We start from the raw sequence: 17,100 nt of genomic DNA, 5'->3' as shown, positions 1-17,100 counted from the left end.
TATGAAGATCGTCGCAGCCGAAGTTTTTGTCACCAGCCCGTCCCGTAATTTCGTGACGCTCAGGATCACCACTGAGGACGGCGTCACGGGCATCGGTGACGCCACGCTCAACGGGCGGGAACTCGCCGTCGCCGCGTACCTGAAGGAGCATGTTGCGCAGTTGCTGGTCGGCAAGGACCCCCAGCGGATCGAGGATACCTGGCAGTTCCTTTACCGTTCGGCGTACTGGCGGCGGGGGCCGGTAACGATGGCCGCGATCGCCGCCGTTGACATGGCGCTGTGGGACATCAAGGGCAAGATGGCCGGCATGCCGGTGTACCAGCTGCTGGGTGGTGCGTCACGCAACGGGTTGCGCGCCTACGGGCATGCCTCCGGTATGGATCTTCCCTCGCTCTTCGACTCTGTCCGTGAACACCTGGAACTGGGCTACAAGTCCGTCCGCATCCAGACCGCGGTGCCCTCGCTGAAGTCCATCTACGGCGTCGCCTCCCAGGTGCAGGCCACGGGCGAACGCTACGACTACGAGCCGGCCGGCCGCGGGGCCTTCCCGTTGGAGGAGGACTGGGACACCCGCGCCTACCTGCGCCACCTTCCCTCCGTCTTCGAAGCCGTCCGGAACGAGTTCGGCCCGGAGCTGCCGCTGCTGCACGACGGCCACCACCGGATGACGCCCATCCAGGCCGCCAAGCTCGGCAAGGCCCTGGAGCCGTATGACCTGTTCTGGCTGGAGGACTGCACGCCGGCCGAGAACCAGGAGGCGCTGCGCCTGGTCCGCCAGCACACCACCACGCCTTTGGCTATCGGGGAGATCTTCAACACCGTGTACGACTTCCAAACCATCATCAAAGAGCAGCTGATTGACTACGTCCGGGCAGCCTCCACGCACTTCGGCGGGATCTCCCCGCTGAAGAAGGTCATGGATTTCGCCGCGCAGTACCAGATCAAGTCAGGCTTCCACGGGCCCACCGACATCTCCCCGGTCGGCTTCGCCGCGCAACTGCACGTTGGCCTGGCCATCCACAACTACGGCATCCAGGAATACATGCAGCACTCGCCGCAAACGAACAGCGTCTTCGAGCAGTCCATGACGTTCGTGGACGGCTACCTGCACCCGGGCGATAAGCCGGGCATCGGCGTTGAGTTTAACGAGGAAGCAGCCGCAACGTTCCCGTACCAGCAGGCCTACCTGCCCTACAACCGCCTCGTTGACGGAACCGTCCATGACTGGTGAGGAGGGGCTGCCGGTGCCTGGCAGCTCCGGCATTGTGGTGATGGGGGTGTGCGGTTGCGGGAAGACCACTATCGGTAGTCTGGTGGCACGGCAACTCGGCATCCCCTTCCTCGATGGCGATTCGCTCCACCCCGTGGAGAATGTCGTCAAAATGGCCAGCGGGACGCCCTTGACGGATGAAGACCGCTGGCCGTGGCTCGCCGTCATAGGGAGTGAGCTGGCCGGCGCCGGAGCGCGGGGCGTGGTGCTTGCCTGCTCCGCACTGAAACGCAGCTACCGTGACGCCATCCGCGCCTACGCCCCGCAGACCGTCTTCCTGCACCTGGACGGAGCGAGGGAGGTCCTTGCCTCACGCCTGCAAGACCGCAGCGGCCACTTCATGCCCGCAACGCTGCTCGAGTCCCAACTGGCAGCGCTCGAGCCACTTGAGCCGGACGAACCCGGCGTGGTGGTGGATATCGCAGGTTCGGTTGACGGCGTGGTGACAGAGGCGCTGGCCGGTCTGTCCAAGGCAGGGGCACTTACGCGCAGCCACTAAACTGGAACCCATGACTTCCACCCCTGACTTTGCAGCTGACGCTTCCGCTGCCCGCGCCCGCCTGCTGGAACTGATCAAGGAACTCGCCGTAGTCCGGGGCAAGGTGATCCTCTCCAGCGGTGCCGAGGCCGATTACTACATCGACCTACGGCGCATCACTCTGCACCACGAAGCGTCGAAGCTGGTGGGTCAGGTCATGCTTTCCCTCGTTGACGACGCCGGTATCGACTTTGAGTGCGCCGGTGGGCTCACGATGGGGGCAGATCCTGTCGGCACGGCAGTGATGCATGCGGCTTCCGATGCCGGCCGCGCTGTTGATGCTTTTGTGGTCCGGAAGGCGCAGAAATCCTATGGAATGGGGCGTCAGGTCGAAGGCCCCTCAGTCGAAGGCCGCAAGATTCTCGTACTGGAGGACACCTCCACCACTGGAGGCTCAGCCCTGACCGCAGTGGAGGGCGTCCGCAAGGCCGGCGGCAATGTAGTGGCCGTAGCAGTCATCGTGGACCGGGACACCGGTGCCAAAGAGAAGATTGAAGCCGAAACAGGAGTCCCTTACCTCTTCGCCTTTGGCAAGGATGAGCTCGGCCTCAGCTAGCGCTTGCGTGTGGACGGCAGTTCGGCAGTGACCTATCATTTGCCTATCCACACGTCAGTACCTGCCCTTTGGAGAACCGTGCCATGGCCCCGCCAGAAAAATCCTTGACCACCGTTGACCAGATCCAGAACCTGATTCTGGAGAGCGCTGACTTCGAGGATTTCCTGAACGAACTGGCACGGTTTTCAGCTCACCAAATGGCCGGCGACGGCGACGACGCGCTCTGCGGAATCACCCTCCTGCGGGACCGTAAGGCCGCCACCATAGGTTGGAGCAGTGATTCTGCCCGCGAGGTGGATGAAATCCAGTATTCCCTGTCGCAGGGACCATGCCTGACGGCTGCCGAGGAAGAGCGGGAAGTCCACGTTCCTGATCTGTTCGAAGAGGACCGGTGGGGCCCGGACTATGCAAACGCGGTTGCTGCCCATGGCCTGCGCTCCGTGTTGTCGCTTCCGTTCCATCTCCAGGGTGATGCCAAGGCCGCCCTGAACCTGTACTCGGATGCTCCGAACAAGTTCGATGAGAAGGCTGCGGCGAAGGCCCGGGGCTATACCCGCGAGATCTCCCAGGCCCTCCGGCTCGCTGTGCGTTTCTCCCTTCACGCCGACAGTGCCACCAACCTTCGCGCCACTCTGGAATCACGCACCACCATCGATATCGCCGTAGGAATCGTGATGGCACAGAACCGCTGCAGCCAGGATTCGGCAGCCAGGATCCTCGCGGATGCCTCGAGCAACAGCAATGTCAAACTCCGGGATATCGCAAAGTCGCTTGTGGAATCGGTAGGCGGAGCGGCCACGCGAACCCATTACCAGGAGCCCGAGAAAAGCCAGGCCGGCTGAAGGCTTTTTGGAACCCTACGGCTTGTAGTAACTCTTCAGCCGGGATAAGCTGACAAACGGTTGAGCCGTCGGCCATAGAAATCCATTTTTGGAGTACCTATGGACCGCAAGCTGCAAGCCCTCGTTAAACTCGACGTCGTGTCTGACGTTGTCCGGATTGACGTCCAGGGAAACCTCACACAGGATTCCCGCTCTGCCCTGGTGCACGTCATCCGCAGAATCCGCCGCATGGGCATCAAGTCGCACATCCGCGTTGACCTTTTCCGCGCCATGCACGTTGAATCCGCCGCTCTCGCAGGCCTCCGCAACGACCTCAATGCCATTGACGGAGGCGCCACCGGCGTGTCCCTGGAATTGATCCAGCGCGGCCTGGATTCCCACCAAGACAGTGACAATGACGCGCAGGCGCTTGAAGTTACAGGAGAATTCTTAGCTTCCATCGATCCCTCAGGATCCCATCCGCTCGCCAAGTACTCTGATGACGAGCTGCTCGCTGCCAGTGATTCCGTGTTCGGTATGCTGGACGATCCCGCTGCCGTGACCGGATCTGAGCTGCTGGCGCAGTACGAAGCCATCGGCATGGAGATTGAACGGCGCCAAAGCAGCCCCTCGGAGAGAGAATCCGAACGTAAATCCCTCATCGAGTAATTCGTACTCCCCCCGCTCCGCCGGCGCCTCCTGGGAATTGCACCACACGGGCCACGTGTGGATACGGTAGGAGTATGCCGCGTGTGGAGGATGTGGACCCCAACAGTGGCCCCAGCCCTGACGGGGTCCGTCTACTCCGGCACGCCGCCGAGCTCAAAACCTTCTCCCGTCGAAGCTTTTTTATTGGTGCCGGAGCATCCTCCGTCCTGGCCGCAGACATGCTGTTCACCCGCCGTGTGCAACGCGAGCGCCAGGTCAACAAGATCCTCACCGTGGAAGACGACTTTGCTGAGAAGTACTTTCCCAACTCCAGCTGGATCCTGTTCCCGGGCTACAAAACCAGCTGGGAGGAGGCACAGTGGATCCTCAACTCGCTCCGTGGTGCCTTGCGCGAACGCGGCCAGCTCGCCGCCGTCGGGTATTCCAACGAGGGGCTGGACATTGACCAGCTGGTCATTGCCATCATTGAGCATGTCCGGGCAAGGCAGCTGACAAAGCTCTACTTCTACGGCCATAGCTTTGGCGGTATGGTCGCCACGCAAGTGGCCGCGAGGCTGCTGGAACTCCACGGGGTGGGTGTCGAGCTGATTCTGTTGGACTCCAGCCCTTACAGCAAATACGACGTCTTGGACCAAAGTTGGTTCGAAGGAGTGGTGGTCCTGTACGAGAGTGGTTTCCGGGTGCCTACAGTGTTGCGTGGGGGCTATGAGCTCGGCGAACGGATCGTGCACAAGGACGAGCGCACCTGGCGTCAGATCATGGACCAGACACTTGAGCAACTGTCACCGCTGGCGCCATCGAGCATCCTGATCCAGTCCGAATCCGCTTACATCTACCACTTTGATGCCACCCGCTTTGTGGACAAGCTTGGCAAGGCGCGCATGGCTTTTATCGGAAACCCGCGGGACAAGACCGTCAATTATGAAACCGCCCGCAGGTCCTGGTCACGTACTTATTCCCAGTACATGACTTCCAACGAACTGCTGACGGAGGGTGCAGTGCCGGCCCACGCCAGCCCTCAATGGAATCCTTCCCTGTACAGCCGTGTGGTGGCAGACCTCGAGGAACAGCTTTTCCCCCTGCCTGGTGGCGGCGGGCGTGTGACGGCTTACTAGCGGTCCTGTCGGGAAGCCTGTGGCCCTTGCCAGGAAGCAACGCGCCGGTCAGATTTGGTTTTTCAGGTCAGCCACAGAGTCCAAGATCTGGTTGGGGCGGAATGGGTAGGCCGCAATGTCCTGCTTCTGGGTGATTCCGCTCAACACCAGCACTGTGTGCAACCCAGCCTCCATGCCGGCAATGATGTCGGTATCCATCCTGTCGCCGATCATGGCTGTGGTTTCGGAGTGGGCGTCGATCTGGTTCATGGCAGAGCGGAACATCATCGGGTTCGGCTTTCCCACGATGTAAGGTTCCCGGCCGGTTGCCTTGGTAATCAGGGCTGCAATCGCTCCAGTGGCAGGCATCGGACCGTCTTTGGATGGGCCGGTGGCATCCGGGTTCGTTGCAATAAACCTTGCGCCGGCAAGGATGAGACGGATCGCCATGGTGATGGCTTCAAAGGAATAGGTCCGGGTTTCGCCGAGCACCACAAAGTCCGGATTCTGGTCGGTGAGGATAAAGCCCGCCTCGTGCAACGCCGTCGTGAGCCCTGCCTCACCGATCGTGTACGCGCGGTTCCCGGAATCCGAGCCGTGAACCTGGTCCTTCAGGAACTGGGCGGTTGCCAGCGCTGAAGTCCAGATATTCTCCTCCGGAATCTCGAGCCCTGAGGACCGGAGACGGGCAGCGAGGTCGCGGGGAGTGAAGATGGAGTTGTTGGTGAGGACAAGGAAACGCTTGGACGTATCCACCCATCGCTGGATGAGTTCGGCTGCGCCGGGGATGGGTTGGTTTTCATGAACCAGCACACCGTCCATGTCAGTGAGCCAGCACTCAATTTCCTGGTTGTTGCGGTACACCGCCGCCGATGAACGCACTTTGTCTGACTCTGCCATGGGGGACCTCCGGCACTAGTTGGGGGAGACGCTGTTTCCGGACCCAGTCTTTCATTCTTCGGGTAGCGGAACATCCGGCGCCGGAACATGACGGAGCAGCCCTTGCCGCTCCGTCCACTAGGCTCATAGCTGGCATCAGTGCCAGCGGCCGCGGATCGGGGGATATCTGCGGTGGTTTGTTGTGCCGGACCCGTGCCGGCAGGTCCCCGAAGCCGGACATCTCCTGGCATCCGGAACCGCAGGATGCCAGCAAGCACCTGAAAGGGCTCGCAATGAGCAACAGCCATGGCGCACCGCCGCCACCCGGAGATTCATTCCCAGGACAACAGTCCGGAGGTCCCCAGGCCTACCCGCCGCCAAACTTCCCGACCCAGAACCTCCAGGCCCAGAACCTCCCGGCCCAGAACCTCCCGGCCCAGAACCTCCCGACCCAGCAGTATGGCATCCAGGATCCTACGCAGCCCTACCCCCAGCACCAGCAGTACGCGCAGCAGCAGCCGCCGCCGCAGCCGCACAACAACAAGAACCTGATCATTATTTTGGGCGCCGTCGCCGCCGCGGTGATCGTTGCGCTGGTCGCCGTGTTCGTTTGGGTCATTCCGGGGTTCAGCCGGCCGCAGGCACAGGACAATCCTGTGCCCCTGGCCTCAGGTTCGGAAGCCGCGTCTCCCCAAGCGGCGGACGAGACCAGCACGCCCGAGGGAACCGCCGCACCGTCGGAGAACTCCGCTGGCGACATGCCCGCCGGGTCCGTACCGCTTCCCGACGGGTGGGATCAGCGGCAGGGCCCCGCCAACGTTCCGGCGGCCGACGATCCACAGTTCACCCGTTTTGTCACGGGAGAATCGTCCTTCGCCTACTTGGCCTCGTGGAGCAGCGACGGCACGTTCGGGATCAGCAAGGACCCTGTCTCCGGAACCCCGATGCAGCAAAAGGCGGAAGGCACCGAAGAGCGTGATGGTGACGGCATCTCGACGGCCTTCGCTTTCTTCGCCGAAGCAGAGGAAGGAAAGTTCGGAAAGGAACCTGCAAAGGTCCAGGCAGCCGTCAAGGACATTGAGGCAAAGCTCAAAGCCATCCCCGCTGCTGAACTGCCCCAACATCTCGTGGGCCACAAGTGCGCCGCAGATTTTGTGTCGTCTACGCCGGAAATCCGCGAGTTCCGCCGCTCTGAGGCCGTCGTGGTCCAGTTCACGTGCACCAACGCCTGGGGCGATGCCATCCGGGCCGTCAACCTGTTCACGGTGACTCCGTGGGGCACCCCACAGATGGTGGGTGTGAGCGGCCACGAGAGCTATTGGAGCGCCAACCCGGAGTTGCTGGAGAAGATTGGCAACTCCTACCGCGCCAACCGCTGGAAGCTGGCTGGCTAGCGTTGTTGGATTCCGTCCGAACGCAGGCACAGTGCCGGATGACGCCGGATGGGCGGGACGGACGCGGCTAGAGTTGAGGCGTGACTGACCACCCCCAGACCCCTACGCTGCCCATCCCCCCGTCCGAGGAGGAGCAGGAGCCCAAGCCGGAGGTCGGCGTCGGCCCCTGGGAAGGTGAGCTGCCCGAAGGGGACCACTGGGATCCGGACCTCCTCGCCGACGGTGACCGCCGGAATGTGGTGGACAAGTACCGCTACTGGAAACATGAAGCGATCGTTGCTGACCTGGATTCCAAACGTCACGAATTCCATGTGGCTATTGAGAACTGGCAACACGACCTCAACATCGGCACTGTTGTGCGCACCGCCAATGCGTTCCTCGCCAAGGAGGTCCACATCATCGGCCGGCGCCGGTGGAACCGCCGGGGCGCCATGGTCACCGACCGCTACCAGCACGTCCGCTACCACCCCACTGTTGATGATTTCGTGGCCTGGGCGCAGGGGGAGGGCCTGGCGATCATCGGGATCGATATCTTCCCCGACTCCGTGCCGCTGGAGACTTATGAGCTGCCCAGGAACTGTGTGCTGGTCTTCGGTCAGGAAGGGCCGGGCCTGACTCCTGAGGTCCACGCGGCCGCAGAGGCCACATTGTCAATTGAGCAGTTCGGCTCGACCCGTTCCATCAATGCAGGATCGGCAGCAGCCGTGGCGATGCATGCGTGGATTCGCCGGCACGTGTTCAACCAGCACCCCTAGCCCCCCGCCTCTCACCCCACCCCGCCCCCCCCGAGATGGCAGTTGACGGCAGTGTTCGGCCGTGCAACTGCCGCGAAGTGCCATCTCGTTTCCGGACCGTGCGTTGCCCTGTGGATAACGCAGGGGAGGGGCCATGGAGCGGCCACAATTGAGCATGCACAGGGCGCCACTCCCGGAACATCTTATGAAGGGCTCCTTCTCGCTTCGCGCGTCCGACAAGGCCGGAGTCAGCAGGACGCGTACCGAGGCCAAAGACCTCGCCACTGTTTCACGGGGAATCCGGATGCACCTCGGTTCGGCAGCGGCAGGAGCAGCAGCACTTCGGGCGTACACAGAGCTCGATGATTCCTCGGTCCTCTCGTTCGGGTCTGCTGCCCGGATTGTGCAGGCTGCCCTGCCCTCGTGGCTGGAGGACGACTGGCGTGTCCATGTGGCCCGACGGCGCGGTTTCAGCATGCCACGGAGGGCGAACGTCGTGGGCCACCTCCTCACGCTTCTCCCGGATGAGGTTGTGGAGCACGACGGCGTCCGGCTCACCTCCCCTGCCAGGACCTGGCTTGATCTGGCCTCGATTCTGAACCTGGACGAACTCGTGGTTGCCGGTGATTCGCTGGTATGTTCGCACGGTCCCGACTTCCCAATGCCACGCGAGGCGCTGTGCACTGTTGATGAGCTGTGGCCAGATGCCGCCTATCCTGAGCAGCGCGTCGCCCTGCAGTATGAGGGCGCTCACCACAACGGATCGGATCAGTACTTGAAGGACATACGGCGGGCGGACACAACAACTGAATGTGGCTGGATTGAAGTTCGTGTGTCTAAGTTCGATCTGGCAGGCGGACGCCCCGCCGTCGTCAGTAAAGTTCGCACGGCGTTGGAGAGCAGGGGCTGGCGCGCGAAATGACACTTGGCAGCAGTTATAGGCGCCGGGACTGCCGCGAAGTGCCATCTCGTTGGTGATCGGAGCCAAGTATGACCAGGCTGAGTGACCCGGACCACGGCCCTTTGCCAAGAAATGACTAGGATGGTTCGTAGCCGACGAGGTTCACTCTCCAGGGTCAACCACACCCGCAGACGAAAATACTTAGGAGTCAGCATGCCCATTGCAACCCCAGAGATCTACGCCGACATGATCGACCGCGCAAAAGAGGGCGGCTTCGCATTCCCGGCGGTCAACGTCACCTCCTCCCAGACACTGAATGCAGCCCTGCGCGGCTTCGCAGATGCTGAGTCCGACGGCATCGTCCAGGTCTCCACAGGCGGTGCCGCCTACTGGTCCGGCGCCCAGACCAAGGACATGGTTGCGGGCTCGCTTGGCTTCGCAGCATTCGCCCGCGAGGTGGCCAAGAATTACAACGTCAACATCGCGCTCCACACGGACCACTGCCCCAAGGACAAGCTTGACGGCTTCGTCCTGCCGCTGCTGGCTGCCTCCGAGGCTGAGGTCAAGGCCGGACGGGACCCGCTGTTCAACTCCCACATGTGGGACGGCTCCGCAGAAACCCTGCAGGAGAACCTGCGGATTGCCCGCGAACTCCTGGAGCGCACCGCCGCCGCCAAGATGATCCTCGAGGTCGAGATCGGCACCGTGGGCGGCGAGGAAGACGGTGTGGAGAACGCCATCAATGACAAGCTGTACACCACGGTCGAAGACGCACTGGCCACCATCGATGCCCTGGGTGCCGGCGAGAACGGCCGCTACATCACCGCGCTGACCTTCGGCAACGTTCACGGCGTGTACAAGCCCGGTGGAGTCAAGCTCCGCCCGGAGATCCTCAAGGACATCCAGGCGCAGGTTGGTGCCAAGATCGGCAAGGACAACCCGTTCGACCTCGTCTTCCACGGCGGTTCAGGCTCCTCTGACCAGGAAATCGCTGACGCCGTCTCCTACGGAACCATCAAGATGAACATCGACACCGACACCCAGTACGCCTACACGCGCCCAGTGGTGGACCACATGTTCAGGAACTACGACGGCGTGCTGAAGGTTGACGGCGAAGTGGGCAACAAGAAGCTCTACGATCCCCGCGTCTGGGGCGCTTCGGCTGAAGCCGGTCTGTCGGCCCGCGTGGTGGAAGCTGCCAAGCAGCTCGGCTCCCTCGGCAAGACGTTCTAGGATGTCCGACGAATTCCGCAAGAACCTGATGGGTCCTGAGCCCACCCTCCTGCCTGCTGAGACTGAGGTCTACGAGCAGCTGGAGGCCGGCCAGGAAGCACTCGATCTGGTGGAAAAGCACCCCACGTCGTCGCTGTTGTGGGCTGTGCTGGCCGAGGAAGCGTGGAGCGAGGGCCGCACCATCGATTCCTACGCTTACGCCCGTGTTGGCTACCACCGCGGACTGGACTCGTTGCGCCGCAATGGCTGGCGTGGCGTCGGACCCATCCCGTGGGAGCACGAACCCAACCAGGGCTTCCTGCGCGCGCTGTACTCGCTGGGCAGGGCTTCGGCCGCCATCGGCGAGGCTGAGGAACCGGAGCGCATCGAGAAGTTCCTCCAGGACTCGGATCCCTCTGCGAAAGCAGCGATAGAAGCCAAGAGCCGCGGCTAAAGAACCAGATTAAAACACGACGTCGGGCGCTCACCTTTAAGAAAAAGGTGGGCGCCCGACGTCATTAGCGCCTGGGCATGGGCCCAAGCTACATCAGGTGCTAGCTGGGCTTCGTGAGCCCGGTACGGGCCATGGCGTCTGCATAAGCGACGTGCATGTCGTCCAGGTACTGCTGCTGGCGCACAGGGGTGCCTGCGAACGCCCGGCCGCTGAGTGAGCGGACTTTGTAGGTCTTGAGGCCGCGGCGCCACAGCAAAGGCACCTCGGTCTTGAGGAGAAGGCCGGCGAGGCGGTTTGCCTCCGTGCCATGAGCCACGATGACCGACGCGCGCGGGACGAGGGCCAGGAACTTCAACAGCGGCTTGAGGCCAGCTGCGATCTGGTCCGGGGTGAACTTGCCATTGGGTTCACCGGCAACGTGCCACGGGTATACGTTCCACGGCATGACAAACTCCGGTCGAAGTCCAAGTTTCCACTGAACCCCCAGCATGCGGGTGGCTGCCTCGTCATCCCCGGCAGTGATGAATCCGGAGTCGTCAGCGGTGCCGATGTTGGAGTACAGGCTGATGATGCGGCATTCGTCCACATCGTGCATCGGGTCCACATACGGAACCTGCGTGCCTGGCTTGGCGGACTGGAGGGCGTCGCACAGTTCGTTGACGGCTGCGACATTGGGTTCATAACGGCGGCTCAAAAGCTGCTCGTGGAAAGGTTCAGTGGCCAAGGCTGCCATAAATTGCTGGGTCTCCTGCGGGGATAGGTCACGCTGCCGGACCGTAAGCGGGCACGCCGAGTACAGCCTGGATTGAAAAAGATGTTGTGTGGAACGATTCCCTGATCGTTCTCTACCAGCTTAGCAAGCCCTGCAAAATGTGGGTCCCCTGCTTCGAAGCCACGTAATGCCCCTCACAAAGGCGGGAGTGGCACGCAGTCAAACCGTGAACGCTGCTTGCCGCTGACATCGGCTAAACTTGGGTCGTAAGAGCCCCGGATCTCTTGCATTTGCCCGCCGGTCAACAGGCCAAGGGCGCTGCGGTGATATTCGGGGCATTCTCATGAACGGCGCAGGACCGTGGCTGACCTAATTGAATGGGTTGTCTGCGGAATGGCCCGAACGAATGGGGGAGGATCCCATGCCAGCAATCGTGATCGTCGGAGCCCAATGGGGCGACGAAGGCAAAGGTAAAGCCACTGACCTGCTTGGCGGACGCGTTGACTACGTGGTCAAGCCGAACGGCGGCAACAACGCCGGGCATACCGTCGTCGTGGGCGGTGAGAAGTACGAGCTTAAGCTCCTTCCTGCCGGCATCCTGAGCCCAAACGCCGTCCCGGTCATCGGCAACGGTTGTGTGGTGAACCTTGAGGCCCTGTTCCAGGAGATCGACGGGCTTCAAGCCCGCGGCGCTGACACCTCCAAACTGCGCGTCTCTGCGAACGCCCATCTTGTGGCGCCGTATCACCAAGTGCTGGATAAGGTGACGGAGCGCTTCCTGGGCAGCCGCGCCATCGGAACCACGGGCCGTGGAATCGGTCCTGCCTACATGGACAAAGTGGCACGCCTCGGCATACGCGTCCAGGACGTGTTTGACGCCTCCATCCTTCGCCAGAAAGTGGAGGGATCCTTGCGCCAGAAAAACGAACTCCTGGTCAAGGTCTACAACCGGCGTGATATCGAAGTGGACGAGATCGTGGACTATTTCCTCTCATTCGCCGAACGCCTCCGCCCGCTCGTTATCGACAGCACACTGGTACTGAACAAAGCGTTGGATGAAGGCAAGGTAGTACTCATGGAAGGCGGCCAGGCCACGTTCCTTGACGTCGACCACGGCACCTACCCCTTCGTCACGTCCTCCAACCCCACTGCCGGCGGCGCCTCGGTCGGTTCCGGCATCGGTCCCACCCGCATTTCGCGCTCCATAGGAATCATCAAGGCCTACACCACCCGCGTTGGTGCCGGCCCTTTCCCCACCGAGCTCTTTGATGAGATGGGCGTGTATCTGCAGAAGACCGGCGGCGAGTTCGGCGTGAACACCGGACGGCCGCGCCGCTGCGGCTGGTACGACGCCGTCCTGGCCCGCCACGCCTCCCGCGTCAACGGTTTCACGGACTACTTCGTCACTAAGTTGGACGTCCTCACCGGCATCGAGCAGATTCCCGTCTGCGTCGCTTACGACGTCGACGGCGTTCGCCATGACGAGATGCCGATGACCCAGACGGAATTCCACCACGCGAAGCCCATCTTCGAGTACTTCGAGGGGTGGACTGAGGACATCACAACTGCCCGCACACTCGAGGACCTCCCTGAGAACGCCAAGAACTACGTGCTGGCCCTCGAGAAGCTCTCAGGGACGCGGTTCTCGGCTATCGGTGTAGGGCCCGACCGGGATCAGACCATCGTGGTCAACGACCTCATCAATGACTGACACCAACCGATTTACGACGCCGGCGGGTCACCTGAAAAGGTGGCCCGCCGGCGTCGTAATCAGGGCCTTAAAAAGTCTTCAAAAGATTTTTGGTTTTCGCGTAACCCTCGCCGGGGCCGTGACGATTACCACTATGAAACGCCGGGTTGGAATTTGTCCCCCATCATGTTCGAACCGGCGCTTTAACCACCAAGAGGTGCCGGGCTGGAATTTGTCCCCCATCATGTTCCAGCCCGGCCCTTTTGTAATCTTCGGAACCTTTGTTAGCGGTAACCGGTTTCACAAAAGTGTGGTTACCGAAAGTAAAGTTAGTACGCAGAAGTTCGTCACAGATGGCCCACCATGCCCCTACAATGATGTAGCCATCCTCCCCGGAACGAAAGCCTAGGTCTGTGACTGACGCGCTGACTGACGAATCGTTAAGCGCCCTTCGGGGACGTGACTCCGAACTTTTCAGTGCCGTCTACCGCAGCTACGCCTCGCAGGTCCTTGGATACCTGACAGCCCGCGGCGTAGAGGATCCGGAGGCAACAATGCAGGATGTTTTCTTGGCCGTTCTCCCGCGTATTGATTCCATCAGTGGAGGAGTCGGCGGACTACGGACCTTTGTATTTTCAGTCGCCCACGCCCGCATGGTTGATGATCGCCGGCGTCAGAGCCGAACACCGCTGAAGCAGAGTTTCGAGCCGGAATTGGATCCCCGGGAGTCAGGGTCTGCGGAGAGCGACGCCCTGTCGAGGGTTTCGCCGGGTGAGGTGCTGCAGTTGTTGAACGTGCTGGGCGAGGACCAGAAGGAAGTCCTGACGCTGCGTATCATTGCCGACCTAACGGTGGATCAGGTAGCAAAAATCATGGGGAAGAGCGCAGGAGCGGTGAAGCAGCTTCAAAGGCGTGCATTAGACCAACTCCGTGACCATTCCGCGGTGAAGGAGTATGTGGCGCAATGACGAATTCGAAGAAAGCAACCCGCTCAACGGTGGAAGAGCTCCTGCTCGATGCCGGACATGCCGATGCGCCCGAACTCAGGGCCTACCTCCTTAACCTCCGTTCCCTGGCTGACTTGCCGTTGCCGGCACCGGGCGCCGAACTCGCTTCCCTGCTGGCTGGCAGCGTTGACGAACTGGCACGCAAACGTCCCCTGCGCAAGCATCGTCCCACCGTGGTTTCCGTGGCAGTCATTGCGGGCATGGGATTGGGGGTCAGCGGGGTCGCGGCTACCAGCCCAAACCCTGGTATCCGTCAGGGCCTTGTGTCGATCCAGAATTTTGACGGCGGGTGGGCCCCTGCCCTGGCAGCTCCTCTCGGAGGTGCGTCCGTGCCACTCTCGGCGACGCCTGCAAGCCCCGATCAGGCGTTCCAAGGCCGATCACTCGCGGAGCCGGATTCCCGACCCTACGCCGCAGCAGAACTGCCTGACGATGCTCCCGCTGGATTGGTAGAAGCCGCACACCTCGACGCCAGCGCTCCCGCCGGAGGCTCTCGAGCAATGCGCGGCGGAAGTGCTGTAGCGTCCGCGGGCGCTTTACCAGATGGCGCCAAGACCGGAACTGGATTGGTCCCTGCGAAACCCGGGCGGTCGGGCCGTCACGTGGCATTAGCCGGCCCCGGGGAAAAGCGGGAGAACAACAAGGCCTCGGCCTCCGGCGAAGCGGCCACAGAGGAAGCAGGATACCCAGGGGCAGACGGAGAGAGCCGTGGTCCGATGCTGCAGCGGGCGGCAGTACAAGGAGTCCCGTTCTGGGATGCCTCGCTGGATTTGAGTGACTGGCTTGTAGCTGATGGTGAGGCGCCCGTAGAGCCGGGTTCCGCAGAGCCGGGTGCCTCGGGGCCGGCCGCCGCCGGGCCTGCTGCTACACCGCGGGTCCCTGTGTCGCCATCGGCCACCAACCCAGCGGCACTTCAGGGTGCGCTGCCGGGTGCTGCCCTCTCAGCCTTGCCAGCCGCCGCGTCACCAGCCTCCGGGTCACCAGCCGCCGCACCATCAGCTGCTGCAGTGCCGGCCCAAGACAAGTCTGTAAAGAAATCAGCTGGACCGGGGCCGGGCCGGCTTCCCAGTGGCCGCCATTTCTCCCAGACACCCCCGCCCCAGTCAGTGGCTTCAGTCGCTGACTCCGTTGGAACTTGGCTGAAGAAAAACCATCGCTGACATGCGTCGGAGGCACGCCGGGCGGCGCTGCCGATGCGGTGCGGCGACCGGGCAGGCTCGGGCTGCGAGCGTAGGCTGGGGACCATGGCGCACGTTAATGATCCGGATGTAGTCGAACGCCTCATGCTAACCCCCGGAAGATGGGCCATCGTTGGCCTCACCTCCCATGAGTGGCGGGCTGCCTACGACACATCCCTGTTCATAAGAGATCGCATGGGCATGGAAATCATCCCCATCAACCTTCCGGCGGACACCGTTCACGGCGAGGTAGGTTATTCGCGCCTTGGTGACATCCCGGCGGAAAAGCTGCCGGTCGACGTCGTGGATTGTTTTGTGAACTCCCAAAGGGTGGGGGACGTGGTGGACCAGGCCATTGCCGTAGGCGCCAAGGCTGTGTGGCTGCAGTTGGGGGTCGTCGACGAAGCCGCTGCGGAACGGGCGAAGGCTGCCGGACTGGACGTGGTGATGAACCTTTGCCCGGCTCAGGAATCCTGGCGCCTGAAGTCATCTTCTGTACCCGGCGCAGTCGACTAACAGTAGGCTCAGTTCATGGACGTCGCTGCACTTCGCGAGATCTGCCTGGGATTTCCCGGAGCCTTTGAAGACTTTCCCTTCGGGCCGGAATTCTCCGTTTTTAAAGTCCGGGCGGCAATTTCAGGCGGAGCCACCCAGCATGCAAAAATGTTCGCGTTGTCCTCGATGGACCCGGAGAACTGGTCAGTTAGCCTCAAATGCGACCCCGTCCTGGCCGAACAGCTCAGGACAGCCCACCCGGAGATCACGGGCGCCTGGCATATGAATAAGACACACTGGAACGGCGTCCGTTTGGATGGTTCCCTGCCGGATGAAATGATCCGGGACATGGTGGAGGATTCCTACGATCTGGTGGTGGCATCACTGACCCGCAAGCAGCAGGAGCAACTGGGCTGGGCACGCCTTACCAATTCTGCGGAGTAATCCACCAACGTTTTTTTAGTACCGAGAGCGGATCAGGAGCAGCGAATGCTGGAGCAGAAAAACCTTGACCACCTATGGAACTTTGATGACGCCGCCGCCTCGGAGGCGCGCTTCCGCGCGGAGATGACAGAGGATCAGTACGACGCCGATGAGCTCGCCGAGCTTGCAACGCAGCTGGGGCGGGCTATTGGACTTCAAGGCCGCTTCGAGGAAGCGGATGCGCTGCTGGACACCATTGACGGCGACGAACCAACCGTTGCTGTCCGCGTGCTCCTTGAACGCGGCCGCCTCCTGAACTCCAGCGGGCATGAAGCGATGGCCGTGCCTTTGTTCGAACAGGCTGCTGAACTCGCTGATCATCTGAGTGAGGACTACCTCGCAGTCGATGCCCTCCACATGCTGGCGATAGCAGACTCGGCGCATGCCGAGGCCTGGACAAGAAGTGCCTTGGAGTATGCCTCCACAGCTCACGACGAGAGGACCAAGCGCTGGATGGTTGAGCTGCACAGCAACCTGGGGTGGATTCTTCACCGCGCGGGACGTTCTACCGAGGCGCTGGTGGAGTTCCAGCTTGCCGAGCAATGGGCCGAGCGGGTGGGGACGCCCCGGCAACAGCAGGAGGCCCGTGAGGCCATCGAAGAATGCGAACAGGCACTGGCGGCAGCAAAGTAGGTGAATCATGTGGATCGGATGGATTGAATTCGACGTCCTCCTTGGCGATGTTCATAGCCTGAAGGAAAAACGTGCAGTCGTGCGGCCGTTGATCGCCGAGGTCAAACGCAGGTTCGACGTCTCTGTGGCCGAGGCTGGCTTCCAGGACCAATATCGCAGGACGGTTATCGGCGCCGGGCTCGTAGCGGCCGACCGGGCTCACATCGTAGAGGTGCTCGACGCCGTCGAGCGCTTTGTTGCTGCCCGCCCTGAAGTGGATTTGCTCAGCGCCCGGCGGCGCGAGCTGAGCAGCGAGGACTGACCCTTCTATCGATTCCTCCGTACCGGTTAAGAAACGATTGCTCCGTAACTGCCCTTCTGAGCGTTCAAAAGGGCAGTTA

At 61.9% G+C, this 17,100-nt stretch carries 20 protein-coding genes; 18 read left to right on the top strand and 2 right to left on the bottom strand.

Annotated features, from left to right (window positions below; translation table 11 throughout):
- The first annotated feature begins 1 nt into the window (after position 1).
- From manD to M1E05_RS18435, 6 genes are all read left to right on the top strand, one after another.
- Positions 2-1,231 carry a D-mannonate dehydratase ManD gene (gene manD / locus M1E05_RS18460; RefSeq protein ID WP_461163829.1) on the top strand — a complete coding sequence of 410 codons (1,230 nt, stop codon included), beginning with the start codon at positions 2-4 and terminating at the stop codon, positions 1,229-1,231.
- The gene (locus M1E05_RS18455; RefSeq protein ID WP_458113132.1) at positions 1,221-1,769 is read left to right on the top strand and encodes a gluconokinase; all 549 of its coding nucleotides are present in this window, start codon (positions 1,221-1,223) and stop codon (positions 1,767-1,769) included. Before manD ends, M1E05_RS18455 begins: the two co-directional genes overlap by 11 nt.
- A gap of 10 nt (positions 1,770-1,779) precedes the next feature.
- The gene (pyrE, locus tag M1E05_RS18450) at positions 1,780-2,364 is read left to right on the top strand and encodes an orotate phosphoribosyltransferase (RefSeq protein WP_461163828.1); all 585 of its coding nucleotides are present in this window, start codon (positions 1,780-1,782) and stop codon (positions 2,362-2,364) included.
- A gap of 83 nt (positions 2,365-2,447) precedes the next feature.
- On the top strand, positions 2,448-3,206 hold the full coding sequence (locus tag M1E05_RS18445) for a GAF and ANTAR domain-containing protein (protein WP_461163827.1): 759 nt from the start codon (positions 2,448-2,450) through the stop codon (positions 3,204-3,206).
- A 99-nt stretch (positions 3,207-3,305) separates the two neighbouring features.
- The gene (locus tag M1E05_RS18440; RefSeq protein ID WP_461163826.1) at positions 3,306-3,854 is read left to right on the top strand and encodes an HAD family hydrolase; all 549 of its coding nucleotides are present in this window, start codon (positions 3,306-3,308) and stop codon (positions 3,852-3,854) included.
- 74 nt (positions 3,855-3,928) lie between these two features.
- Positions 3,929-4,969: a thioesterase domain-containing protein gene (locus M1E05_RS18435; protein ID WP_458113136.1), complete on the top strand. Its 1,041-nt coding sequence runs from the start codon at positions 3,929-3,931 to the stop codon at positions 4,967-4,969.
- 48 nt (positions 4,970-5,017) lie between these two features.
- Here M1E05_RS18435 and M1E05_RS18430 read toward each other — a convergent pair whose 3' ends face one another.
- Positions 5,018-5,848 carry an HAD-IIA family hydrolase gene (locus M1E05_RS18430; protein WP_309108080.1) on the bottom strand — a complete coding sequence of 277 codons (831 nt, stop codon included), beginning with the start codon at positions 5,846-5,848 and terminating at the stop codon, positions 5,018-5,020.
- Positions 5,849-6,120: 272 nt separating this feature from the next.
- Between M1E05_RS18430 and M1E05_RS18425 the strand changes: the two genes are divergently transcribed.
- The 5 genes from M1E05_RS18425 to M1E05_RS18405 all read left to right on the top strand — a co-directional run bounded on the left by M1E05_RS18425 (position 6,121) and on the right by M1E05_RS18405 (position 10,522).
- Positions 6,121-7,221, top strand: a complete 1,101-nt coding sequence (locus M1E05_RS18425; RefSeq protein ID WP_461163825.1) for a hypothetical protein — start codon at positions 6,121-6,123, stop codon at positions 7,219-7,221.
- An 80-nt stretch (positions 7,222-7,301) separates the two neighbouring features.
- The gene (locus M1E05_RS18420) at positions 7,302-7,976 is read left to right on the top strand and encodes a TrmH family RNA methyltransferase (RefSeq protein ID WP_458113138.1); all 675 of its coding nucleotides are present in this window, start codon (positions 7,302-7,304) and stop codon (positions 7,974-7,976) included.
- 184 nt (positions 7,977-8,160) lie between these two features.
- Positions 8,161-8,877, top strand: a complete 717-nt coding sequence (locus M1E05_RS18415) for a hypothetical protein (RefSeq protein ID WP_461163824.1) — start codon at positions 8,161-8,163, stop codon at positions 8,875-8,877.
- Positions 8,878-9,069: 192 nt separating this feature from the next.
- Positions 9,070-10,089 (top strand): class II fructose-bisphosphate aldolase, encoded by a 1,020-nt coding sequence (gene fbaA, locus M1E05_RS18410; protein WP_309108083.1) that lies wholly within the window; start codon positions 9,070-9,072, stop codon positions 10,087-10,089.
- 1 nt (position 10,090) lies between these two features.
- Positions 10,091-10,522 carry a DUF3151 domain-containing protein gene (locus M1E05_RS18405; RefSeq protein WP_461163823.1) on the top strand — a complete coding sequence of 144 codons (432 nt, stop codon included), beginning with the start codon at positions 10,091-10,093 and terminating at the stop codon, positions 10,520-10,522.
- Between the two features lie 100 nt (positions 10,523-10,622).
- Here M1E05_RS18405 and M1E05_RS18400 read toward each other — a convergent pair whose 3' ends face one another.
- Positions 10,623-11,255, bottom strand: coding sequence for a uracil-DNA glycosylase family protein (locus tag M1E05_RS18400; RefSeq protein WP_461163822.1), 633 nt, complete (start codon positions 11,253-11,255; stop codon positions 10,623-10,625).
- A 400-nt stretch (positions 11,256-11,655) separates the two neighbouring features.
- On the opposite strand from M1E05_RS18400, the gene M1E05_RS18395 reads away from it, so the two are divergent.
- From M1E05_RS18395 to M1E05_RS18365, 7 genes are all read left to right on the top strand, one after another.
- The gene (locus M1E05_RS18395) at positions 11,656-12,945 is read left to right on the top strand and encodes an adenylosuccinate synthase (RefSeq protein ID WP_458113142.1); all 1,290 of its coding nucleotides are present in this window, start codon (positions 11,656-11,658) and stop codon (positions 12,943-12,945) included.
- Positions 12,946-13,337: 392 nt separating this feature from the next.
- Complete coding sequence (locus M1E05_RS18390) at positions 13,338-13,892, top strand: RNA polymerase sigma factor (protein WP_458113143.1); 555 nt, start codon at positions 13,338-13,340, stop codon at positions 13,890-13,892.
- A complete protein-coding gene (locus tag M1E05_RS18385) occupies positions 13,889-15,091 on the top strand; it encodes a serine/threonine-protein kinase (protein ID WP_461163821.1) in 1,203 nt (400 codons plus the stop codon). Before M1E05_RS18390 ends, M1E05_RS18385 begins: the two co-directional genes overlap by 4 nt.
- Positions 15,092-15,175: 84 nt before the next feature.
- The gene (locus tag M1E05_RS18380; RefSeq protein WP_458113145.1) at positions 15,176-15,625 is read left to right on the top strand and encodes a CoA-binding protein; all 450 of its coding nucleotides are present in this window, start codon (positions 15,176-15,178) and stop codon (positions 15,623-15,625) included.
- Positions 15,626-15,640: 15 nt separating this feature from the next.
- On the top strand, positions 15,641-16,048 hold the full coding sequence (locus M1E05_RS18375; RefSeq protein WP_458113146.1) for an MmcQ/YjbR family DNA-binding protein: 408 nt from the start codon (positions 15,641-15,643) through the stop codon (positions 16,046-16,048).
- A 45-nt stretch (positions 16,049-16,093) separates the two neighbouring features.
- Positions 16,094-16,720 carry a tetratricopeptide repeat protein gene (locus M1E05_RS18370; protein WP_458113147.1) on the top strand — a complete coding sequence of 209 codons (627 nt, stop codon included), beginning with the start codon at positions 16,094-16,096 and terminating at the stop codon, positions 16,718-16,720.
- A gap of 7 nt (positions 16,721-16,727) precedes the next feature.
- Positions 16,728-17,021: a DUF503 domain-containing protein gene (locus tag M1E05_RS18365; protein WP_458113148.1), complete on the top strand. Its 294-nt coding sequence runs from the start codon at positions 16,728-16,730 to the stop codon at positions 17,019-17,021.
- The last annotated feature ends 79 nt before the right edge of the window (positions 17,022-17,100 follow it).

The sequence above is a fragment of the Arthrobacter sp. R4-81 genome (genome assembly GCF_054792365.1).
This window is presented reverse-complemented; position numbering and strand designations above follow the sequence as displayed.